The organism is Pseudomonas sp. QD4 (assembly GCF_049199125.1).
GTDB lineage: Bacteria > Pseudomonadota > Gammaproteobacteria > Pseudomonadales > Pseudomonadaceae > Aquipseudomonas.
Genome location: NZ_JBLZOM010000001.1, coordinates 2,084,834 through 2,106,858 on the forward strand (window position 1 = coordinate 2,084,834; position 22,025 = coordinate 2,106,858).

Sequence of the window (22,025 nt, forward strand, 5' to 3'; positions counted from 1 at the left end):
AGCGTTGCGCTGAATGAGCCCAAACCGGTCACGGGCCATCGCAGACGAGGGAGGTTACCCCTCGCCCACGAAGCGGCTACCGGCCTAGAAGCTGTATTTGGTGCTCACCATCAAGTTGCGCGGCTCGCCGTATGAACCGCTGTAGAAGTTGCTATCCAGGGAACTGATGTACTTCTTATCAAACAGGTTGTTGACCGTGGCAGTGGCCGACCACTGGGGCGTCAGTTGATAGCGGGTCATCAGATTTACGGTGGCGTAGTCGCCCTGCTTGACCTGTGTCGGGGCAGGCAGGCGCCCGCTATCGATCGTCATGTGGATCCCGCTTTGCCAGTTCACACCCCCGCCTATGGTCAGGCGATCCAACTCGCCGGGCAGGCGGTAGGTGGTCCAGATTTTCAGCAGATCGGCAGGGATCGTGGTTTTGATCCGCTCGTGGTCATCGTCCTTGACCACGCTGTGGCTGTAACTGGCAGCCAGGTTCCAGTCCGGTAGCAGCTCGCCGCTGGCTTCCAGATCGACGCCCCGGGTCCTGGTCTTTTTCGCCACATAGGCCGTCAATGTATCGCTGCCAGCGACCATGCCATCGGCCACGGCATCATTCTCCAGATCAACTTCGAACAACGCGATGGATGTGTTCAGCCGACCGTCGTAGTAATCACTTTTGAGGCCGATCTCGTAGTTGTTGCCTTCCCGGGGATCCAGCATCTTTCCCGCGCTGGTGCGGTACGGCTGCGGCTTGAAGATGCTGGTGTAGCTGGCATAGACCGAGTGGTTGGGAGTCAGGTCGTAAACCACGCCGGCATAGGGCGTGACCTCGCCGTTGACCCGCAATGTATCGTCGGTGTTATAGGCCACCATGTTGGCCACGTTGTAGTGCAGCGAGGCATCGTAGCGGTAGTTGCTCACCCGTGCCCCGAGGATCAGCGATAGCTCATCGGTGGGTTTGAGACGAGTCGCCAGGTAGGCGCCATTCTGCCATTGGTCGATGTTGTCGTCTTCGCGGTTGAAATTGTAGGCAGCGCGCGGCGCGTAGTTGTCCCAGCTGTAGATATTCACCGGTTTGCCACTGACGCCGTTGTTGCTGGTGCCATTGGCCAGCAGGTTGCCAAAGCCGTTGCGGCGGTTTTCGTAGTCCTGGAAGTTGAAGCCAAACACCAACTCATGCTCGCGCCCCATGAACTGGAACGGGCCCGAGAACATGATATCCAGGCCTTTTTGCTCCTGGGTGTTGTCACCCTTGGTTGCGGTGTAGCTCAGGCCGCTGCCGGTCTGCGCGTTAACGAAACCGGTGGTGGTACCGACGATAATCGAGTCGTAATCCCGAGTGCCATACATGGCGTTGGCGGAGACTTTCAAGGTCCAGTCATACGCCAGCTTGTGCTCGATCGAGGCGAAGGTGTTCACCGATTCCTGGCGATTGCTGCTGTCGCGGCTGGCAGGGTTATCGCTGCGCGAGGTGTGCAGGCGATTGCCCTTGCTGTCGAGCAACGGCAACCCGGTGGTCGAGAACCCACGCGGGTCATTGTCGAGGTACTCGACACCCAGGGTCAGCAGCGTGCTGTCGCTCACATCAGCTTCCATCACTGCATAGAGGATGGTTTTTTCCTGCTGCAGATGATCGGTAAAACTGTTGCCCTGCTGATAGGCCGCCACTGCACGCCCGCGCAAAGCACCGTTCTCGGTGAGCGGGCCGGACACATCCACTTCGCTGCGATACAGGTTCCAGGAGCCCAGGCCGGCACTGATGTACCCCTGAAACGTCGAGGTCGGTTTTTTGCGAATCAGGTTGATCGTGCCGGAAGGATCACCAGCGCCTGACAGCAACCCGGAAGCCCCGCGCAGCACCTCGACCCGGTCATAGATCGCCATGTCGGACAGCGATTGCGGCAAGGCCTGGGTGAAGGCAAAGGACGTGGTGGGCATGCCGTCATATTGATAGTTATCAATGGCCAGACCCCGGGAGAAAACATACAGCCGGTCACTGCCCGGGCTTTGCACGTTGATTCCGGGCGTCTGTTCCAGCACCTGCCCGATACTGCGCAAGTTCTGGTCGTCGATGCGCTGGCGGGTCATAACGCTGACCGACTGCGGCGTTTCGCGCAGTGACAGGTTCAGTTTGGTCGCGGTGCTGGTCACACCCGTGGTGTACGAGCCCGTCCCCTCAGTCGTGCCCTCCATTTCCTGGGCATCGATGCGGACGGCGCCAAGATCCAATGCTCCGTTAGGCTCCAGGCGGGAGACCAGATAGGTTCTTGCATCAATCTTCTGTGCCCGCAGACCGCTGCCTTCGAGCAATACGGCGAACCCCTGCTCGATGCTGTAGGCGCCATTCAACCCGGAAGTCTTGCGCCCGGCGGCCAAGCTGGCATCGAACGACACCACCACCCCGGCCTCTGCGGAGAAGCGGGTAATCGCCGCCCCCACCGGGCCTGCCGGGATCCTGAAGCTTCGCTGTTCGGTACTGGGCTGAGCCTGCCCGGCGTTGACGACCATGGGCGTCAGGAGCATGCACGGCAAGGCCAGGCTTGCGCAGAGAATGGCCTTGGCCAGCGGCGATTTGCGAGCCCGATAGGGGCGATCAGCAAGGTAGTTGATTTGCCGGAGGGACATGAAAGCTCCTGAAATGTTTGGCAGAGTTTTATAAGTTCAGGAGTAGGTCGAACAGGCTCAGGCCTTTCTACAGAGACCCGAGTGATTTTTTTGCCGATCAGGTTTTCTTCAGCACACGGGTCCAGTAGCGGGTGCGCTGGAGCACCTGCACCGGAAGTGCACGAGCGATGGCGGCCAGGGCCAGCTCGGTGTTGTCCAGCGGGAACACACCCGACAGGACCAGGCTGCCTGCGTCGTCCGAGCAGCCCAGGTAGCCCGGACGATAGCGGCTCAACTCGCCAAGCAGACGCTGCAAGGGCCAGTCGTCAACCCGCAACAAGCCCTCCACCCAACTGTCACTGCCCGGCGCCGCCGCTTGCAGTGGGCCGAAATCGTCGCGACTGAAACTCATCGTCTGCCCGGCGTCGACCCTTTGAATCCGACCGTTACCCAGGCGGACCTGCACCGCATGTTCCGACACGCTCAACGTGGTAGTGCCGGCATGCTGCCGCACGTCAAACCGGGTGCCCAACGCCTGCATATCGCCCTGGGCGCTACGCACGATAAAGGGCCGGGGGTCTTTGCCGGTCTGGACCTGGATTTCCCCGGCCCGCAGCCTGATCAAGCGCACTTGGGCGTCGAACTGGATATCCACAGCGGTCGAGGTGTTGAGGGTCAGCCGGGTGCCATCGGCCAATTGCAGGCTGCGCCGCTCGCCGATCGCGGTGCGCTGATCAGCCATCCACAGGGGTGCCTGCCGGTAGCCGGACCACCCCAGACCGCTGACACCACCGATCACGATGATTCCTTTGAGCAGTGAACGACGGTTCAGCTGCGCCAGCGCGACAGGCGCGTGATCGAGCACCTCGTACGCCATGGCACTCGGCAGTTTGCCCAATTGCAGTTGCAGTCGCTCAACTCGCTGCCAGGCCCAGTGGTTGGTCGGGGTTTCCATGCACCAGCGGCGCCAGGCGTCTTGCAGCGCCGTATCGTCTGGCGCCCCCGACCGGCAGGCTAACCATTGTGCTGCAGCGCGCAATGCCTGACGTTTTTCGTCGGCAGTCACAGCTCGGATTCCAGGGCGAACAACAGGCAATGCTCGGAAGCCTTGGCCACATACTGGGTAATTGAACTGACCGATACCCCCAGTCTGGCGGCGATTTCCTTGTAGCCCATGCCTTGCAATTGCGAGAGGAGAAACGCCTGTTTCACCTTGCGCCCCAAGCCGTCGAGCATGGCATCCACCGCATGCAGCGCTTCGACCATCAGCAGCTTGTCTTCAGGTGACAACGCATAGGCCTCCGGCTGCTGGGCCAGCGCTTGCAGATAAGCCTGCTCCAGCGCTCTGCGGCGGAAACTGTCGACCATCACTCGCCGTGCGATAGTCGCCAGGTAGTAGCGAGGCTTTTGCAGCAGAGGAGTGGCCGGGCCTTTGCGTTCACTGAGCAGCAACCGCACAAAGGTGTCCTGGGCCATGTCTGCCGCCTGATGAGAACATCCCAGGCGCATCCGCAACCAGCGCACCAACCAACCATGGTGGTCACAGTACAGGCTGGTGATGGACTGAGGAGCTTCGGGTGGAGAGGCACCGGAGGACATGGTAACGATACGCAGTTGAGAACCAATCTCAATTTAACCGAAAAGGCATTCTGATGGCAATTACACGTAGACCAGCGTGCTCTCCATACCCGCAATTGCTTTGCCATCCAGGCCTGGCGTAGGCTGTGCGACTCTTTTAATCCGACCCGACCAATCCGATGTATGTCCCTGCCCTATCCGCTTGCGCTTTTACCTCAATGAGCCCAACGGACATCCTCGCCGTTACCCGACACGACTGCGCGATCAATCGCCGGCGCCGCAGCGTGCTGTTCGCCTTCACCTTCTCGCCGCACCACGCCACCCACGGTTGCGACTGAACCCCGCGCGACTTTGATACCCCGGCGGCCCTGATGCCACGGATCAAAGCTGTTGACGCCTTTCACCGCAGAACCCGAAACCGCTAGCGCCCCCGCGCTTCGGAACCTCGTGCTGCGTCCAGAAAAGCGCCTTGCCCGGCAGTCATGTAAAGGCCCGGCCCTTGCGGCCAGACCATGGAACAACCTCGATGCCTGATAACCCAGGCACAGGCACTTTTTATGAACAGCAAACTATTAGCAGCACTTATTCTCGGCATCTCGATCGTCGGCCTCAGCATCGGCTCGACAGTGCCGGTGATTGCGCTACGCCTGTACCAGGCCGGCGCCTCCAATGCACAGATCGGCATCATGTCGGCACTGCCCGCCGCCGGGATGATGCTCTCGGCCTTCCTGGTGGACTGGCTGTGCCTGAAACTCAGTCGGCGGCAGATCTACCTGCTGTGCTTCAGCCTGTGCGCCTTGAGCATCGCCCTGCTGGAGATGCCCGGCGTCGGCCTCTATGGCCTGGGCATGGCGCGCATTGTGATGGGCCTCGGCGCCGGCCTGATCATCATCCTCGGGGAAACCTGGGTCAATGAAATGGCCGAAGAGGCCACCCGCGGGCGCATCATCGCGGTCTACACCACCTGCTTCACGGTGTTCCAATTGATCGGTCCGGGCCTGGTCGCCCTGCTGGGTACCGACGGCCCCCAGGTGCTGGCCATCGTTCTCGCCGGCTACGTACTGGCCATCGCGGTGATCTGGCTGACCCTGCCCCATCAGCACATCCTGGCCGATCACACCCAGAGCAAGACCTTTTCGGTGCTCGGCTTCATCCGTGTGGCGCCGGCCCTGTGCGCGGGCATCCTGTTCTTCGCGTTCTTCGATACGGTGATTCTCTCGCTGTTCCCGGTCTATGCCGTAGGCCACGGCTACAGCATCAAGCTCGCAGCCTTGATGGTCAGCATCATTCTGCTCGGCGACGCGGTGTTTCAGTTTCCCCTGGGCTGGCTATCGGACAAGACCGGCCGCGCCGCCATCTACCTCGGCTGCGGGTTGGTGTCACTGCTGATCGGCTTGGGCCTGCCGCTGCTGATCGGCTATCCGGCACTGCTCTGGCCCAGCCTGGTGGTACTCGGGGCCGCGGCCGGCGGGGTGTATACCCTGGCAATCATCCTGATCGGGCAAAAATTCAGCGGCCCGGACCTGGTCACGGCCAATGCCAGTGCCGGCCTGCTATGGGGCATCGGCAGCCTGCTCGGGCCGCTGCTCAGCGGCGCCGCCATGAGCGGCGGCTCCCATGGTTTGCCATTGACCCTCGCGGCTGCCGCAGCAGTGGTGGTGCTGTTTGCCTGCTCGCTGCTCAGGCAACACCAGGCGCAACAGATCACGGAGTAATACGCGCCAGCCAAAGGGCATGTGGCCGGGGTGGGCAGCCTCGGCTTTTGTCACTACTATCGCGCCACCCGCCCCTCGCCCTGGACCCACACCGATGGACCGATCCCTGCGCCTGCTGCCGTCCTGCCTGCTGCTCAGCCTGCTGCCCCTGGCTGTCGCCCAGGCCGAAACCATTGATTGCGACACCCTGGGCGACAACGCGTCCCTGGAGGCTGGCAGCTATCGTCCGCCCCTGGAGGCCACCGTCATCGACCAGGGCCGACTGTATTTCCACAGTGCTCCCAGCCCGGCCTGCATCAACAAGAAGCTGTTTGTCATCCCGGGTGACAGCCTGACGGTATATGCCTCCAGCCAAAGCGGCTGGGCGCAGGTGATGTACATCGCCAAGGACGGTCAGGACTACAGCGGCTGGGTCGAAGAAAAACGCCTGAAACTGGGCGACCACTACGGTGGCAACGATGCCGACGACGCCGAACCCGCGCCCGAGCAGCAAGCGCCTGCAACCCCATGAACAAAAAAACCGACGCCCTTGGGGGCGCCGGTTTGCTCAGGCTTCACTGCCGTCGGACGCACCTAGACCTTGCTGGTCTCGGCTGCGCTTCTGGCATGGCCGACCGCCGGCCCTTCCCCCCCATGTGCGCCCACCTTGCCAACCGGCTCGACCACCACCGGCACTTCATTGCCTTCGGCATCGTGCAACTTGCCATCGCTGAAGTAATCGCCCTCGCGCAGCGCCGCCAGATCCTGGAAGCGCAGGGTGCGTTCGGTGCCCGCGGCAAATACTGACTGCTGATCCGAGTTGCCGGTGGTGAAATGGTTGAAGGTCAGGTTGAGGATAATCGCCATGATCGCCGACGAACTGATGCCGGAATGGAAGATAGTCGCGAACCAGCTGGGGAAATGATCGTAGAAGTTGGGTGCCGCGATCGGAATCATGCCGAAGCCAATGGAGGTGGCAACGATGATCAGGTTCACGTTGTTGCGGTAGTCGACCTTGGACAAGGTGCGAATGCCGCTGGCCGCCACGGTGCCGAATAATACGATACCGGCGCCGCCGAGTACCGAGGTCGGTACGGCAGCGATCACCCGCCCCATGAATGGCAGCAGGCCGAGGATCACCAGGAACACCCCGCCGGTGGCCACCACGAAGCGGCTCTTGACCCCGGTGACCGCCACCAGCCCGACGTTCTGCGCAAAAGCGCTCTGGGTAAAGGAACCGAAGATCGGTGCCAGCACGCTCGACAGCATGTCGGCCCGCAAGCCGTTGCCCAGGCGCTTGGAATCGACCTTGGTATTGATGATTTCACCGACCGCGAGAATATCGGCCGAGGTCTCCACCAGCGTCACCATCACCACGATGCACATCGACAGAATCGCCGCCAGATGGAAGGTGGGCATGCCGAAGTGGAAGGGGGTCGGCAAGCCGAACATCGGCCCCTGGGTCACGCCGGAAAAGTCCGCCATGCCGACCATGACCGCGATCAACGTGCCAAACACCATCGCCAGCAGGATCGACAGGCGAGAAATGGTCGCACTGCCGATTTTGCTCAACAGCAGCACCAGCACCAGGGTGATTGCCGCCAGGCCGATATTGGACATGCTGCCGAAATCCGCCGCCCGGCTGTTGCCGCCCATGGCCCAGCGCGCGGCCACCGGCATCAGCGTCAGGCCGATGGTGGTGATGACAATGCCGGTCACCAACGGTGGGAAAAACTTGGTGATACGCGAGAACACCGGAGTAATCAGCAGCCCGATCAACGAAGCGGCGATCACCGCCCCCAACACCGACTGAAAACCACCTTCGCCGCCACTGCTGACAATCGCCACCATGGTCGAGACGCCGGCGAAGGACACCCCCTGAACCAGCGGCAAACGGCAGCCAAAGAATGGAATGCCCAGGGTTTGCAGCAAGGTTGCCAGCCCCCCTGCGAATAACGACGCAGCGATCAGCAGACCGATTTCCGCCGCAGACAACCCGGCCGCCTGGCCGACAATCAGCGGTACCGCAACGATGCCACCGTACATGGTCAACACGTGTTGCAGGCCGTAGGCCATGTTGGCGCCCAGACCCAGGTTTTCATCTTCCGGGCGCTGCTGTGAATCGAGGGGGGTAGTCATGGTTTGGGGTTCCCTGTTTTTGTTATGGGCACACTGTATTCAACATCCAAGACAACTGTCCATACAATTGTATACAGTTTGTCGGACAATACAGGATGGCTTTTGTGCCATAACACCCCACTGATGCTTCGCAACTCCCGTCCAAGTGGCTCCGGACGAGCAACGATCCGGGCCCAGGATATAAATCACTGGCTGCTGAGCCCTGCTAGAATGCCGCCTCGCCCTCTTCGCCTCGACTCATGCAAACGATCGAACGATTCGCCCTGCAGCCCCACCATGGCTCGCCGCAGACCGACCCCGCCGATGCGCTCCTGATCGTCGACGGGCAAGTGTCCGCGCTGCGCATTCCGGGCCGGCTACTGCGGCGTCAGTACCAGACCGCACTGGGCTATGTGCTGATTACCGAGCTCGACTACTGGGTCGAAGAAGCTGTCCTTGTGGTGCTGGTCAGCCTCGACTTGCAACGGGTATTGGCCCACCGCACGCTGACACGCTGGTACAGCTCGTATTACCTGGAAGAGGTGGAGTGGCAGGATGATCGGCACTTTTACCTGACCATCGAAGGACTTGAGCACTACCGCTTTTATTTCACCCTGCGCCCCCGGCACTGGCCCCTGGTCAGCCCGCGATTGGGCATGCGCTGCCGGCGCCTGGACCGTAAAAGCGGGAAATGGACATTCGACCCCTGGTAAGGGCCCCGGCCCAGGAAACCCCACATTGAACCGACGTACATGGACCCGCTGGCTGCCGGTGGCGCTCCTGCTGCTGATCAGTAGCGCCCACGCAGAACTGAGCTGCGATGACTTTCTGGCGAATGCTGGCGGCAAGCCTGCCTACCTGGAGTTTCTCGAGTGTCATCAGGAGCCCGAGCTCCAGGGCGCCCCGTTCCGGGCCACCTACCGCCTGCCGGGGCGCGAGGTGTACAACGCTGAGCGCTATACCGCCGAACGCTTCTCCATGAAGCCGCTGCGCCGCTCCTGCTGCATCTGGGATGCGCCCCCGGGCTTCTTCCGCGATCCGCATACCGGAATCGGTTACTCGGTCTTCATGGGCTCAGGAGAAACCCCGATCAACCGTCGTGAATCATTGCAGGACATCGACTTTATCTACCTGCGCGTCGATGCCTACGCTGAAGACCCTTAGGGCCGAGAGCGACTGCAAGCGTCCGCCAGCGCAGTGTCAGTCACACCGCCGCAGGTTCGCTGATCAGTTGCGCAACCACGTCGCGCAACGCCGGGTGCTGCGGCAAGCGGATCCGAAACTCGCGCTGCAGCAGCTCGAGCAGTTCATCCGCATCGCTGATCTGTCGCCGCTCGCTGGGCTGGCCCATGCGGTGCAGGGCATAACTGCCGTTGTTGAGCGTCCGGCGCCAACCGTCACCGGTCAGCGCGGCTTTCAATTGCCCGAGAAATGGCGAGCGGCTGTGGGTCGAGACGTACCAGTTGCCCATCTCGTAGTCGGCGTCGCCCTGCACCTGCAGATCGAACACATACATGGGTCGCCACTCGCCCATGACCTTGGCGCGCAATGCATAACCGCTATCGCGCCGGACGATGCAGTACGGCTCGTGGGGCGTGGCCTGCTCTGCATCGGTGTCCAGGCGCAGCGGAGCAGTTGGCACCATGCCGCCAAACCCGACATCCACCGAATACTGCACGTCGTCGAGGGTCACCAGCGCCAGGCGATGGGTGCGCGAAGTCAGGGCATCTTCCGGCCCGCCCAGCACCACACGCCCGGTAATGCCCCGGGCCTGGAACCCGAGATGCTGCAGCAGTGCCAGGTACATCTGATTGAGTTCGTAGCAATAGCCGCCACGGCCGTCATGCAGGATTTTTTTCTCGACCGTCGGCAAATCGATGGGCACCGGCAGCCGCAGCAGGGTCGACAGGCTTTCGAAGGCAAAGGTGCTGGTGTGGCGCAGTTGCAGCCGGCGCAAGGTGTCCAGGGTCGGCGCGGGTGCGGCATCGAAGCCGAGCTGGTGCAGGTAGAGGTCGAAGTCCATCACAGCGGGTTGGCTCATAGTGCGGTCCTTGTCCACAAGGTATTACGAAGGTATGGCGGGCCAGTCTTGGGAATCGCGGGCTATGTATAAGTCATAACGGGCACGGCTCGACAATTGATTTAGCCAATCAGTTTTATGGCATTGGCCCTGGATTGGATCTTGCCAAGGCCACCGCGCTTGCCTGTAATACCGTCTGCCCGCCCCCGAATGAGAAGGCCCCGCATGCAAACCCTGGAAGGCCCGCGAATCATCCTGCGCCCGCTGCTGCCCAGCGACGCCGAGGCCCTGGTCGACGCCGCGCAAGATGGCGAGCTGTGGAACCTGCCATTCACCGTGGTGCCTTCGCGGGATACGGTCCACCCCTACATCGCACAGGCCTTGAGCGGGCGGGATGCCGGAACGGTACTGCCCTACGTCACGGTGCTGAAAACCACCGGTCAGGTGATCGGCTGCACGCGCTTCTGGAAGGTCGACCGCCAGCACCGCAAGCTGGAAATCGGCAGTACCTGGATCGCCAGCCGCTGGCAGCGAACCTTCGTCAACACCGAGGCCAAGTACCTTATGCTGCGCTACGCCTTCGAATCCCTGGACTGCGTACGGGTGCAATTCACCACTGACGAAATCAACCAGAAATCGCGCCAGGCCATCCTGCGCCTCGGGGCCCAACAGGAAGGCATCGTGCGCCATGAGCGGATCATGCCCGACGGCCGCAAGCGCAACTCGGTGCGTTTCAGCATCATTGACGATGAATGGCCTGCAGTACGCCGGCAATTGGAAAGCAAACTCGCGCAGCAGGTGGAGGGACAGGGCTAGCGGTCAGAACGCAGCAGTGGCGCGGCCGCCTCTTCCATGGACAGCACCTCCACCCGGTTGCGCCCTCCCTTCTTGGCCTGATACAGCGCTGCGTCCGCGCGCTGGATAAAGGCCTCGATACTGTCCGCCCCTCGTGGCACGAAGGCGTAGCAGCCCAGGCTCACCGTCAGGCGACCCGTGGGAGAACCACCGTGCTCGATATTTTGCTCCATGACCCGGTGGCGAATCTGCTCGGCGATGGTCAGGGCGCCCTGGATATCAGTGTCCGGCAACAGCACCGCGAATTCTTCGCCACCGTAGCGCACCGCCAGGTCAGCCTTGCGCTGGCAGCAGTTTTTCAAGACCTGCGCCACTTCGGTCAGGCAATGGTCTCCCGCGACGTGGCCGTAGGTGTCGTTGTAGCTTTTGAAGTAATCGATATCGAGCATGATCAGGCTCAGCGGGCTTGACTGGCGCGCTCCGCGCCCGAACTCGATTTCCAGGGCCCGTTCGAACAGCCGCCGGTTGGCCAGCCCGGTCAGGCTGTCATGGGTGGCAATCACCTCCAGCGCCTCCTGAGCCTTGCGCAGGTCAGCCTCGATACGCTGGCCGTCACGCACCTGATGCACAAACACCCAGCCGAACAAACCGATACCGAGCACCACCAGGGCCACAATCACGCTGGACTGATAAGCCGTGGCGTACCAGCCCTTGAGGATCGCATCCCTTGACGTTGCGGCGGCCACCACCAGCGGGTAGGCCTCCAGCTGCCGATAGCCATACAACCTGACCACGCCATCCACCACCGAGGTGATCATCGCGTTGCCGTAGAGCGAGTTGGGCAAATACTTCTGGAAAATCTCGCCACGGCTCAGCGAAGCACCGATCTGCCGCTCTTCAAAAGGCCGACGCGTCAACAAGGTGCCATCGGACAAGGCCAGGAACATCGTGCCGTCGTCATCGATATTGAAACTTTTGAAGAACTGATCGAAGTAAGCCAACTTGATCCCGGCCATCAGCACGCCCTGGAAGTTGCCCTGCTTATCGTTGACCCGGCGCGACAGGGGAATGATCCACTCGCCGTTTTCCCGACTGCGAATCGCCGGGCCGATATGCACCAGCAACGAGGCATTCTGCTGGTGGAAGCGGAAATAATCACGGTCCGCCACCCCTTCCCCACGCGGCAGATCATCGAAGGATGTCACCACCCACTGCCCATGCTTGTCGAACATGAACAGCCCGCTCAGTTGTTGCAGCGCCTGCACTCGCCGGGAAAAGGTACTGTGCAATCGTGCGGCCGCCGCCCCTTCATAGCCATCAGCCTGGACCCACTCGGCCAGGCTGGTCAGCACCAACTCGGCCTCCATAAAGGTGTCTTCCGCCTGCTGCGCCATGGCGCGCGTCAGGTTGATCGACACCACCTCCGCCATCGCCAGATCATGGCGCCGCGACTGTTCCAACTGCAGGTACAACAGACCACACAGGCACAGGCAAACCGTCGCGATAAATGCCACCGCAGCCTTGAGCAGAGGGAGGCGTTTCAGCGAGCCATCGGAGGTGGAGTGCGGGTCATGAATGGGGATAGGCAAAAGCATCATCCTGAAGGGGAAGGCATGAGCCAGCGCCCAAATCCCTTGATGTCGGTGAGCTTAGCGTAAGGGCCGATAGCGGGCAAATGAACCCCGGCGGTCAACAGTCGGCTTGGCGGACTGGCCAGCGCAGGCCAAGGTGCAGTAACTTGAGGCGCTACCCCACACTCACCACACGATAGGAAATCGGAATGAGTAAGGCTGATGAGCTCGCTGCCAAGCTAAAGCAAAAACAACAAGGCCGCGCCGACAAGGAGGCCAGCGCAGACAAAACCATCGAACTCTGGCCCGTCCAGGTCAACGAGTTGTACCAGCAGATCGAAACCTGGCTGACGCCCGTGTCCGAGGCCGGCCTGGGCATCCGCCGCAACGCCACCCGGGTCTTCGAGAGCACGCCTTCCGGCGCCACCTTCAACTACGCCATCGATCAACTGGTGCTCGAAGGCAACCACACCAGCATCACCTTCGACCCCATCGCACGCTTCATCCCGGGCGCCACCGGACGCATCGACATCCATGCCAAAGGCCAGGAAAAATACCTGCTGCGCACCGCCAGCGATCATGGCGAAGGGCATTGGATGATTCACTCGACTCCGCAAACGGGGCGGCCACGGCAGGAGCCTGTGGAGTTCAATGAAGACAACTTGCTGACGGTAGTTGAGGAAGGGTTGGGGCTTTAGAGCAGACGGATCGAGGGGAGCTTGGGGCCACTGATAGCGAGCCACGAAGCAGTTCTGAAAAGGAGCCTGAGTTGCCGCAGCCCTGACTTCTCCCCTTCTCATGGAAGCTCTATAATCAGTACGCTAGATGCAAGCAAAATCTGAGCGCCCCGTTGCTCAGGAGACCTGTTGAGCTTTTATACCGAACTATTAAATTTCTTGTGATTTTTACTACCTCATAGGAAATAGAGAGATATTTGCAACCCTCAATTAAAGGGACAATGATGGATACCCAACGCGTTGCATCTCTCATAGTTGATCGCCTAGATAAGCTTAGTGGAGAGATCGTGAAAGAGTGAACCAAAATGAAATGCAACACCTCTTCACTGTAAAAAAGTAGCGTCTCTTCTTGATTTTAAGGGCATCATCCCAGATCCAACGCTTTACGCTGGCGGACATCCAATGATGTTTAAGGACGACGTCCTTAACCCTAACATTGACAATAGTCACGATGAAACAAGGAACCTCTACCGCCGACTGAACATACCATATTATGTTTCGCCAAATTAGGTCTTGGAAAACGGCGGCAATTTTTAATTGCGGGACAAAAAGGTAAAAACAAAAAGAACCACAATATCAAAATTCAACCACCTTATTGTAATTAAGACAAACCAAAAACCCCGGCACTCTGTAATACCAAGTCAAAGTGGAGCTTCCACGCTGCTGTGTTTCAAACTATTACTTTTCAAAAAAAACCACCTAACAATCATGACTATTTTCACGCCACCTCTTTTAACGGTAGGCCAGAAGAAGTCTGGCCGTCGAATTATTAGCATCTTCGACAGTAATGCAAGAAATATACCTTCAAAGCTTCTTCGACCTGGTCGCAAAAAAGAACTGACAAACAACTCAAAAAACAATGAATAAAACTTTTCGAACTCGCCATCACTCGAAACTCAACCAGACAAGTCAACCTCAACAAATTAAACACGGTTAGCTTATCGAGAGATGACGAATAGGCGTTAACATACCCAGAACAATAACAATCAAGCACTACCAACTCAACAACAACCTAACGCAAAACCAATAAAATGACATTTATATTTAAATCTACCTTTAAGTACAACTCCTCTTTGTGACGTTCATAATTCCAACTCCGAATCGCGACCAACAAATTCCGCACCCCCTACCCACCAACAACCCCCACAAAACTTACTACAATGCAAAAAACGGCTGTTTTTTGGTATACTTAAGCGAAACAATACAAGAACCTGATACAAACCGTGCAACTGCATACTTTTGACATATGCTCTAACATTGATATTCAACTTAGCTAAAATTAGCCAGATAGACTTTGGATGATGTATTAAACAATATACTCAAAAAACACCTAAAACAGCCCAATACTCGCCGAACAAAATCAAGTATCAACTCAAGAGATTCCAAGCTGAACACTATTCCGCAGCTTTTCTGTGACGCCGATCAAGAATTGGATTGACTTTCATCGCAGGCCACAAATAACAACAGCTTCATAATAAGCTGATTGATCGCGTACTATTTTTTACAAATCGTCGCTCCTTTTAGCGCTATAGAACGCATGCCAACTCAGAGCACCTCATTCCCGCTGATAACTCAACGGGGGGAGTCTCATGGTTTAGTGACATTTGAGATACCAACGTGCTGTTTTGAGAACATCTTATCCGCATAAAACAAGGCAAGCCACTGATATAATTTTATTCCCCCGACAATAAGTATCTAGTTTTTATCGAAAACAGCATACTAGCAACCTCAAATAAAAACAGCACCAACCAGTCGCCAATTACGCACTTTACATATAAAACGTGAACTTCGACCGAGCTGTATAAAGCCCAGTCACTGTACGAAAAATATACAGGCAGCACTTAAAGAGCTCCAGCATTGAAAACTCAAGCGACCAATTAAACCTCATAAAAAACATGCAATCCCTCACCATCAAGGAAGGCAAACACTCATTATAAACTCATAATTCACTATTATCCTGACTGAAATTACGTCGGAGCCAGACACTACAAACACACACGGCCCACTAACCGGGGCACCACTCCACATTTTTTATCCATCCAACACTTACTTCTCACATAAAGTTTAGCTACAATTCGCTTCTTAAAAAACCAACCTACGTTATAGATATACGTCAAAGTCAGAAAACCTTATCCTTTACAAGTCAAGGAAAACATATCAAATGCTTGGCAAACTACAAAGCATTCAAGCCTTAAGAGGTATTGCCGTACTGCTTGTATTACTCTCTCACCTATTCCGAGTCGAGGAGAAATATGCAGACGCAACTATCTTGCCAGAAGCAACATTAGCAGGTGCCTCGGGCGTTGATATCTTCTTCGTAATTAGTGGTTTTATCATGGTAGTTGTGACCCACAAAAAAAGAAAAGGCTTATTGGAAGGAATAAATTTTCTATATCGAAGAGCCCTCCGCATATACCCTATTTACTGGATATACACAACACTAGTCTTAATAGTCTATTTACTAAATAAAAAACTAGTTAATAATGGTGCATCAGCAGACATTCTAGCATCATATGCACTGTGGCCCACCGACAAACTTTTCTTGGTAGCGGTAGGCTGGACCCTTTCCCATGAAATCTATTTCTATCTAGTTTTTTTACTAACCTTCCTAATTCCAGAGCGCTTTTTTAATTTAGCTTTAGCAGCTTGGGCTGCTTTAGTGATAATTGGTAGTGCTCTTTATCAAGGAGATAGCTCGTGGATGAAACTTTTGCTCAGCCCTCTAACCATAGAGTTTATAGCTGGTGCACTAATCGCGCAAATAGCCTTAAACTACAAACCATCACTCCCCCTGGTTTACTCTCTAATTTTAACAACCGCCTCACTCAGCCTTTGCTTTATCGGAGGACAATACTATATAAATATCACAGGTGAAATACCCCACGACTGGGAGCGTGTTTTATTCTTTGGATTACCTGCAGCCTTGATAGTTTTTTTCACATATTTAGCTGAAAACAAAGGCGCTCGCATACCTACGTGGCTAACTAAAATTGGCGACGCCTCATACTCAACCTACCTTTCACATGTACTTGTTTTATCCTCCCTAGGCCACATCTGGCTAAAAGCGCCTCACTTGGGGCCCATGGAGAATTTCTTTATTTTACCGGCAATGGTTGCTGCCTCACTATTTTATGGCTGGCTGAGTTATAAATATCTGGAAAAGCCAATACATAAACTTTCAACCTCACTACGACTTGGCTAGACTATTTTTTATGTTGGTGAGTGGTCAGCACTCACCAATATAAAAAACAAAACCCCTTTAAGTTTCACCATTAAAAACAGCATGCAATATTTCAGAAATCCGCTTCAATGCGAGTAGTGAGATCAGGCACACCCTCGATATTACGCGCACTTTAATACAAACCCTCTCAACACACGAGACCTGCCGACTTCCGAACTAGTGAGCAACAACGCAACTTCAAACTCAGCAACAGAAATCACACCACCAACTTAAACCACATTATTCGCTGACCAACCTCACCCACCACTTGATTATCACAGTATAAAAACCGACCATCAAAACCCTTGTCAATTATCTAGCCGAAGCGCAACTTTCCAGCACCCCTGCACTCGCTCAAGACTCGATTTTTACCGCAATCAGCTGATAAACACTACCTCTTCATCGCTTCGCCTTTCCGTTAGTCCGCCTAAACTTGCATAGAAAATACAACTCGACTCCAAGCCCCCCCCAAATCTCACCGGTCTTTTCCGGGCAAAACTTAACTATCTCGATAAATTTTCGCTCCGTAGCAAAATGGACGTATCTACGCAGCATGACTGGATTGGTATCATTGCGCGCCCACACCCTGACGCGAAGGTCACTATGACAATTGCTAGTGAAGCGGATACATTGCATCAACGCCTCTTGGAAAACTCCCATTTACTCAGCCACTAAAAACGGCTTTAAACACGTAGAGCAAAATGGTACACAGATCAGCTATCCCCACAACCCCCACAACGAACTCGATCCTTATGCAGCCCCGGCGCTTTAGCGTTGCACCCATGATGGATCGGATCGCCAAAGCCTGATTTCATTGGTCAAATCCGTGATCATGTTCACCATGTGTACGAATTTCTGTACCTCGCTCGTACCCAAATAGCTGAATTATTGGACGGACTGGTTGGACTCCACAGTGACGTGTACATGCTCAGTCATGACATTACCGACTGGCACTACCCACTTTTCTTCCAGCCTTGGCATCGTTGACAAGGCAAATTTCGCCATAGCGACTACCCGTGTGATCACCTGCCCTCGAAGGACGTGACACGGAGGTGGTTATGTAGCCGTATTACTTTAGATAAACTCACACTGGAAACGATAACCCTATAGGTAGTAATCAAAATGACTTTGATTGTTGCAGGCTATGAGTACGCCAAGTCCGTTGACTACTCGAAATACTTAGATGACGAAGCGAAACCCAGCGATCCCACGATGGAGGTTGAGGGCCTGTACGTTGTAGCGGACAGTGCGATCACAGATGCCAACGGTAAAACGCTTCTCAATGGTTTCAGAAAAACTTATGAAATCGAAGTGGAACTATGGAAGCCAAGTTTTTCGCCTGGTGGCTCGTTCCATAGTTATACCCAGGTATACGAAAACAACAAAATATTCATAAGCTTTGCAGGAAGCACTCTTACTGCGCAACACATAATTAACAGTATTACTTCGCACCTCGGTAAACTCAGAATCAGCTACCGAAGATCCCAAGAAGGATCAATCGCCTACACCGCGATTCGGCACTGTCAGAAAAATCCTCTCGAACAAAATACCTCTAGTTCCACATGGGATGACGATACGTTCCTTGATCGTAACTTTGAAGGCCTTCTCACCGGAGAACTTATTGCTAGCACAATAGAATACTCAATTACCGAAGCATTAACCTCGGCCTCTAAGTTTAAGCTGGAGCTTAAAGACTTCGAAGCGATGCACACAGAGTTGCTAGCTGGCGTTTGGTGCCCGGTAAATAGACGGCATGAACTCTACGTTTATAGGATGGAAAGCAGGCGTGATGATGATGGAGTTCTAGTCCCCTACACAAAAAAACGCCTGGTTCCTGAGAACGAAATAGTTGTGCTCGGTATGCAGGAACAACTTGAAAGCCAAGCGCAGCAAGCCTTCAAAAATTCACTCTTCGCATTCACCCCACCCTCGAAAGAGTTACTCAATTTTGTACGCGATGCGATAAAAAACGCTGAGGCGCAGGGGGAAAAAGGCATCGCCTTCCCTATGTCCCTGACTACATTAACGCGACACAAAATAAAAAAGGGTTTCCACCCAGAATAAGCGTAAAAAGCCAGCTGAAATCATAATCCTCAACAGCGGAGTCGCAAGCCCCTTTTGCGATTCCACTATACCACTATGCAAAAACACACTCACCCAAAACGATTTCGCACTCTATTAGAGCGAAACCGCACTCATCTATTGCGATTTCGCATTCACACCCTGCGAAAGTTTAGCTATACATTCAAAAACCTTTAAATATCTGTTGAGCCATCAAAAGCTCCAATTGCACAATAGCTTTAGAGCTTCTTTTTAGCCAGTTGTGTCTATGTCAGACAAGTAGGGCTAGATACTCACATCCCTACGGGTGTTGCGTTAGAGCAAAGCTCATATAAAACGATAAAGGTGAGCCAAGATGAAAACTATTGAGAGACAAAACAAAGAGTCCCGCATCACCCTGCGACTAAACAAAACGGAGCTCGATGCCATGAATGCTAAAGTCGTTGAGGCAGGATACAAGTCCGCTGGAGCGTTCATTCGCGATTTCGTTGCTAACGGACAAGTGAAGTCTAAAGTCGGCCAGGACGTTGTTCAGATCGCCCGTGAGCTCATGAATCTGGCATCAATGATCAACGCCAACCGTCCAGGCTCCGAACTGCTTGAGAAAGTGAAGTACATCGCTCAAGTGAATCTTGGGGGTGTGAAATGATCGGCAAGATCTTTCCCAAGTCCGCAGGGTCTTTCAAGAACCGCATCAGGTACATTTTCGGCTGCACGAAGCACGACCACGAGATCAGTGGCATCCGAACCATCAGCTTCAACACAATGAGCCGCGATCCCCTGCCATGTGTTCTCCAGGGTAACGAAGACGATCTCGCAGAGATGATTAGAGAGTTCGACCAAGTCGAGACGCTCAGGCGCTTCGCTATCGACTCCGAAAAGTCCATCAAGCCGGTCTTCCACGCGATGATAAGCCTGCGCCCCGGCGAGTCCCTGAAGCCCCCTCAGTGGCGCTCAGCTGTCGAGAAATACATGACAGACCTGGGCTTCGACGAAACCAACCAATACGTCGCTGTGATGCATCAAGACAAAGACCATCAACACGTCCACATCGTCGCCAACAGGATTCGCCTCAATGACAAGTTCTCCATGGTCAAAGACAGCAACGAGCGAAGCATCAGCCTGGACTCTGTGTCGGCCATAGAAGCCCGCTTCAGCCTGTCAAAAGCACCGAAGCCGAAGGATACCTGGGGCGTTTCCATTACCCACGCAGAGCTACAAGCATCGATCCGGGACGGTGACCTACCGCTCAAGCACAAAATGATCGCCAAGATCGCAGGCGCTATCGAAGCCACCAACGCCGTCGATGGCGATATGTTCACGTTCACCCGGCTGCTCAGGAAGCAAAAGGTCTACATCAACCTGACGCTCAACGACGAAGGCGAGCCCAAGGGCATTTCGTTTGAGTTTGACGGCAATCATATAAGCGGCAGACAACTAAAGCGCTCCAGACTGACGTGGCACAAACTAACCACACAAGAGGGAATTCACTATGACCCAGAAACCATTCATCAACTTCAGGTTGAAATTGCTCGCCGAGATAGCGAGAAACAAGAAAGAGCTAGAATCTACTACTATGAATTCATCGCAGTTAACGGGAGCAGAAGAAAGCCTGTCTACGTCAGATTCACGGCAAAAGACTATGACGTTCAGAAAATGATTCAGGAGATTCTGGAGCTGCTGGATGCTATTTTTGATGAGCTATTTAAGCCAAGGGAGTGCAGGTTGATGCGCAGTTACATAGAGTACATACCAGGCCAGCCGCTAGAGCTAGGAGAGGAACTGGCTCCAGCGCTGTAAGATCTCGTTAGTCAGTTAGTACGCAGTAGGGCTGAGTCAGCCTTCCTTTACTGCGCCTTCTATCTTGGACTCTATGGCTTTGGCTCAGTAGAAGATATTGGCGCTTAAAGGGTAGCTGGAGGTGTATTCGGTGGCTCACCAGATGCCTGCAACGAGCTGAATAAACGGGCCTGGAACAGGGTATTTGAGTAATGCTGACAGCATGCAAAATTCAGTCAGAGAGCTTACTCATGCAGAACGGCATTTGGCACGCCCTTCGGGCCAGCTGTCGTGAATCAAGCCAACCATTTTCAATGGCTATCTTGCTCCTCCGGGTTTCCATCTTCGTGCCTGCGTGCTCCGCTTGCCTGATGTGACAGTCCTCCAACGCATCAGTCCCAGCTGCCGTGCTTGGGCAAACTTGCATATCTTCAGAAAAAACTCACTTCAGGCTCAAGGTTTTCCGAAACCAACCGTTTGTGATGGGTAAGTACCCTTTTTGAGCGACAGCTTTGACCCTCTCTATACATGACTTCGCACAGCGCATGAGCGGCGCCTTTTCGTTCCCCTGCACGATTCTCGGCAACCGCCAGCGGCGCACATGGGAGCGGCTGATCAGCAACATCGAATCATCAACCTGCACAGCCGAATTCAACAAATCGGCGGCGTATGCCGAGGGCTACGCACACGCTCTGGCCGATTGCGGGCAGATAGATATCTCCACAGATCGGGATCTGCTGATCATTGCAACGGTGGAGCATGGCGATGCGCCCGCACTTACCCGAATACTTCGACCAGCCTGAGTCACCCAGGAAAACCATGACTTCCTTTTTTAAACGCTACTCTGACGGCGGAACATCAGACCTGCAAATCCATATGCCGCAGCGTCTTCTGCCCACGACCGTCAGTCATTGTCCCCTCGAGGTCTTAGTCAACCACTGGGAAAAATACCTGGTAGACCCCTCCTCCGTTCGTGAGCAGTTTCCGTGGGCGGTGCGATTCGTTATGGGCATGCCCGTTCCAACTTGGGCGCGCGGCCTGGAGTGGAACCTCGGTCAGAAGTCTCGTTTCATCTCTGCTATTTGGTCAGGCGGGGATCTGGGGAGCTACCTCACGAATGACTGGTATGAGCCAAAGAGCGGTAAAAGGGCATTGGCCGAAAACAGTGAAATTTTGATTGATGGCCAGCAACGTCTTCACAGCCTGGAGGAGTATCTCCTCGACCGGCTCGCGGTTCCTGATGCACAAGGACAGCCAAGGATTTGGTCTGAGCTTGGCAACGGCGAAAGGAGACGCTTTCTGTCGACGATCTTTACTCATGCGAGGGTGTCTTCTGAAGACGAGGTGGCATTGCGCAGGACATACGATCTTTGCGCGCAGGGCGTACTGCCTCGGTCATTTGATCAACGAGCTGTTCGGTAATCTTTTAATCAAGGCGGTCGGGCGTACCCCTTCGGGAGCGGCTGTCGTAAACCGAGCCCCGCTACGCTGGGTCTCGGCCCTTTGGGCTTCCATCCTTACGCTCTTCGACCATCATGGTCTGCGCGCTCCGCTTGCATGCTAGCAGAGGTCACTTCCTTGCTTGGACATTACCTCCAACTCCCACATACTTATCTCGAAGCAATCGGAGATGAGGCCGGCTATGTCATGGTTCTTTTGGAAAGATAAACGCCCTGCCTGGGTGCAGGCAGAAGAGCGAGAGTTCATCAAAGCGGTGAACAGCCTGCAAACGCTGCAGACAACTCCTCGTGGCGGGATGAGGATTGATCCTGAAGAGCTCAGGGATCAGATCCTGGCGTCACGAGAACGGTACAAAATCCTGGTGAAAAGATAGCCGTATCTAAGCGATGGCTTGATGAGGAA

Annotated in this window: 19 protein-coding genes; 13 read left to right on the forward strand and 6 right to left on the reverse strand. The window is 55.4% G+C overall.

Translation table 11 applies throughout. The annotated features are described in order from the left end of the window. Positions 1 to 84: 84 nt before the first annotated feature. The 3 genes from ACOZJV_RS09330 to ACOZJV_RS09340 all read right to left on the reverse strand — a co-directional run bounded on the left by ACOZJV_RS09330 (position 85) and on the right by ACOZJV_RS09340 (position 4,188). Positions 85 to 2,610 (reverse strand): TonB-dependent siderophore receptor, encoded by a 2,526-nt coding sequence (locus ACOZJV_RS09330; RefSeq protein ID WP_421547425.1) that lies wholly within the window; start codon positions 2,608 to 2,610, stop codon positions 85 to 87. A 97-nt stretch (positions 2,611 to 2,707) separates the two neighbouring features. Continuing rightward, on the reverse strand, positions 2,708 to 3,655 hold the full coding sequence (locus ACOZJV_RS09335; RefSeq protein ID WP_421547426.1) for a FecR domain-containing protein: 948 nt from the start codon (positions 3,653 to 3,655) through the stop codon (positions 2,708 to 2,710). Next, positions 3,652 to 4,188, reverse strand: a complete 537-nt coding sequence (locus ACOZJV_RS09340; RefSeq protein WP_201130268.1) for a sigma-70 family RNA polymerase sigma factor — start codon at positions 4,186 to 4,188, stop codon at positions 3,652 to 3,654. Before ACOZJV_RS09340 ends, ACOZJV_RS09335 begins: the two co-directional genes overlap by 4 nt. A gap of 536 nt (positions 4,189 to 4,724) precedes the next feature. Between ACOZJV_RS09340 and ACOZJV_RS09345 the strand changes: the two genes are divergently transcribed. Together ACOZJV_RS09345 and ACOZJV_RS09350 are read left to right on the forward strand one after the other, a co-directional pair. Further along, positions 4,725 to 5,882: an MFS transporter gene (locus tag ACOZJV_RS09345; protein ID WP_421547427.1), complete on the forward strand. Its 1,158-nt coding sequence runs from the start codon at positions 4,725 to 4,727 to the stop codon at positions 5,880 to 5,882. Between the two features lie 94 nt (positions 5,883 to 5,976). Beyond that, positions 5,977 to 6,393, forward strand: coding sequence for an SH3 domain-containing protein (locus ACOZJV_RS09350; protein ID WP_078471247.1), 417 nt, complete (start codon positions 5,977 to 5,979; stop codon positions 6,391 to 6,393). 62 nt (positions 6,394 to 6,455) lie between these two features. Here ACOZJV_RS09350 and ACOZJV_RS09355 read toward each other — a convergent pair whose 3' ends face one another. Further along, positions 6,456 to 8,000: a nucleobase:cation symporter-2 family protein gene (locus ACOZJV_RS09355; protein ID WP_421547428.1), complete on the reverse strand. Its 1,545-nt coding sequence runs from the start codon at positions 7,998 to 8,000 to the stop codon at positions 6,456 to 6,458. A gap of 239 nt (positions 8,001 to 8,239) precedes the next feature. On the opposite strand from ACOZJV_RS09355, the gene ACOZJV_RS09360 reads away from it, so the two are divergent. Both ACOZJV_RS09360 and ACOZJV_RS09365 read left to right on the forward strand, forming a co-directional pair. Further along, a complete protein-coding gene (locus tag ACOZJV_RS09360; RefSeq protein WP_421547429.1) occupies positions 8,240 to 8,692 on the forward strand; it encodes a hypothetical protein in 453 nt (150 codons plus the stop codon). A gap of 25 nt (positions 8,693 to 8,717) precedes the next feature. Then, entirely contained in the window at positions 8,718 to 9,143 is a 426-nt protein-coding gene (locus ACOZJV_RS09365) for a DUF4952 domain-containing protein (protein ID WP_421547430.1), read from the forward strand. Positions 9,144 to 9,183: 40 nt separating this feature from the next. Here ACOZJV_RS09365 and ACOZJV_RS09370 read toward each other — a convergent pair whose 3' ends face one another. After that, a complete protein-coding gene (locus tag ACOZJV_RS09370) occupies positions 9,184 to 10,020 on the reverse strand; it encodes an arylamine N-acetyltransferase family protein (RefSeq protein WP_421547431.1) in 837 nt (278 codons plus the stop codon). Between the two features lie 204 nt (positions 10,021 to 10,224). Between ACOZJV_RS09370 and ACOZJV_RS09375 the strand changes: the two genes are divergently transcribed. Further along, positions 10,225 to 10,815 (forward strand): GNAT family N-acetyltransferase, encoded by a 591-nt coding sequence (locus ACOZJV_RS09375; RefSeq protein ID WP_421547432.1) that lies wholly within the window; start codon positions 10,225 to 10,227, stop codon positions 10,813 to 10,815. Here ACOZJV_RS09375 and ACOZJV_RS09380 read toward each other — a convergent pair. Continuing rightward, positions 10,812 to 12,383 (reverse strand): sensor domain-containing diguanylate cyclase, encoded by a 1,572-nt coding sequence (locus ACOZJV_RS09380; protein WP_421547433.1) that lies wholly within the window; start codon positions 12,381 to 12,383, stop codon positions 10,812 to 10,814. The genes ACOZJV_RS09375 and ACOZJV_RS09380 overlap by 4 nt on opposite strands. 191 nt (positions 12,384 to 12,574) lie before the next feature. Here ACOZJV_RS09380 and ACOZJV_RS09385 point away from each other — a divergent pair, with 191 nt between their 5' ends. From ACOZJV_RS09385 to ACOZJV_RS09420, 8 genes are all read left to right on the forward strand, one after another. Beyond that, entirely contained in the window at positions 12,575 to 13,063 is a 489-nt protein-coding gene (locus ACOZJV_RS09385; protein ID WP_201130258.1) for a hypothetical protein, read from the forward strand. Between the two features lie 2,200 nt (positions 13,064 to 15,263). Continuing rightward, positions 15,264 to 16,304, forward strand: coding sequence for an acyltransferase family protein (locus tag ACOZJV_RS09390; protein ID WP_421547434.1), 1,041 nt, complete (start codon positions 15,264 to 15,266; stop codon positions 16,302 to 16,304). Positions 16,305 to 17,444: 1,140 nt separating this feature from the next. After that, the gene (locus ACOZJV_RS09395; protein ID WP_421547435.1) at positions 17,445 to 18,386 is read left to right on the forward strand and encodes a hypothetical protein; all 942 of its coding nucleotides are present in this window, start codon (positions 17,445 to 17,447) and stop codon (positions 18,384 to 18,386) included. Between the two features lie 352 nt (positions 18,387 to 18,738). After that, positions 18,739 to 19,032, forward strand: a complete 294-nt coding sequence (locus ACOZJV_RS09400) for a plasmid mobilization protein (protein ID WP_421547436.1) — start codon at positions 18,739 to 18,741, stop codon at positions 19,030 to 19,032. After that, complete coding sequence (locus ACOZJV_RS09405; protein ID WP_421547437.1) at positions 19,029 to 20,183, forward strand: relaxase/mobilization nuclease domain-containing protein; 1,155 nt, start codon at positions 19,029 to 19,031, stop codon at positions 20,181 to 20,183. The genes ACOZJV_RS09400 and ACOZJV_RS09405 overlap by 4 nt, the downstream gene beginning before the upstream one ends. Positions 20,184 to 20,707: 524 nt before the next feature. Further along, a complete protein-coding gene (locus ACOZJV_RS09410) occupies positions 20,708 to 20,965 on the forward strand; it encodes a hypothetical protein (RefSeq protein WP_421547438.1) in 258 nt (85 codons plus the stop codon). 16 nt (positions 20,966 to 20,981) lie between these two features. Next, entirely contained in the window at positions 20,982 to 21,584 is a 603-nt protein-coding gene (locus ACOZJV_RS09415; RefSeq protein WP_421547439.1) for a DUF262 domain-containing protein, read from the forward strand. A gap of 220 nt (positions 21,585 to 21,804) precedes the next feature. Then, the gene (locus ACOZJV_RS09420; RefSeq protein ID WP_421547440.1) at positions 21,805 to 21,996 is read left to right on the forward strand and encodes a hypothetical protein; all 192 of its coding nucleotides are present in this window, start codon (positions 21,805 to 21,807) and stop codon (positions 21,994 to 21,996) included. Positions 21,997 to 22,025: the final 29 nt, after the last annotated feature.

Coding starts and splice junctions, on each gene's coding strand:
- ACOZJV_RS09330 (WP_421547425.1), bottom strand. CDS start 2,610: ATGTCCCTCCGGCAAATCAACTACCTTGCTGATCGCCCCTATCGGGCT.
- ACOZJV_RS09340 (WP_201130268.1), bottom strand. CDS start 4,188: ATGTCCTCCGGTGCCTCTCCACCCGAAGCTCCTCAGTCCATCACCAGC.
- ACOZJV_RS09345 (WP_421547427.1), top strand. CDS start 4,725: ATGAACAGCAAACTATTAGCAGCACTTATTCTCGGCATCTCGATCGTC.
- ACOZJV_RS09350 (WP_078471247.1), top strand. CDS start 5,977: ATGGACCGATCCCTGCGCCTGCTGCCGTCCTGCCTGCTGCTCAGCCTG.
- ACOZJV_RS09355 (WP_421547428.1), bottom strand. CDS start 8,000: ATGACTACCCCCCTCGATTCACAGCAGCGCCCGGAAGATGAAAACCTG.
- ACOZJV_RS09360 (WP_421547429.1), top strand. CDS start 8,240: ATGCAAACGATCGAACGATTCGCCCTGCAGCCCCACCATGGCTCGCCG.
- ACOZJV_RS09370 (WP_421547431.1), bottom strand. CDS start 10,020: ATGAGCCAACCCGCTGTGATGGACTTCGACCTCTACCTGCACCAGCTC.
- ACOZJV_RS09375 (WP_421547432.1), top strand. CDS start 10,225: ATGCAAACCCTGGAAGGCCCGCGAATCATCCTGCGCCCGCTGCTGCCC.
- ACOZJV_RS09385 (WP_201130258.1), top strand. CDS start 12,575: ATGAGTAAGGCTGATGAGCTCGCTGCCAAGCTAAAGCAAAAACAACAA.
- ACOZJV_RS09390 (WP_421547434.1), top strand. CDS start 15,264: ATGCTTGGCAAACTACAAAGCATTCAAGCCTTAAGAGGTATTGCCGTA.
- ACOZJV_RS09395 (WP_421547435.1), top strand. CDS start 17,445: ATGACTTTGATTGTTGCAGGCTATGAGTACGCCAAGTCCGTTGACTAC.
- ACOZJV_RS09400 (WP_421547436.1), top strand. CDS start 18,739: ATGAAAACTATTGAGAGACAAAACAAAGAGTCCCGCATCACCCTGCGA.
- ACOZJV_RS09405 (WP_421547437.1), top strand. CDS start 19,029: ATGATCGGCAAGATCTTTCCCAAGTCCGCAGGGTCTTTCAAGAACCGC.
- ACOZJV_RS09410 (WP_421547438.1), top strand. CDS start 20,708: ATGAGCGGCGCCTTTTCGTTCCCCTGCACGATTCTCGGCAACCGCCAG.
- ACOZJV_RS09415 (WP_421547439.1), top strand. CDS start 20,982: ATGACTTCCTTTTTTAAACGCTACTCTGACGGCGGAACATCAGACCTG.
- ACOZJV_RS09420 (WP_421547440.1), top strand. CDS start 21,805: ATGTCATGGTTCTTTTGGAAAGATAAACGCCCTGCCTGGGTGCAGGCA.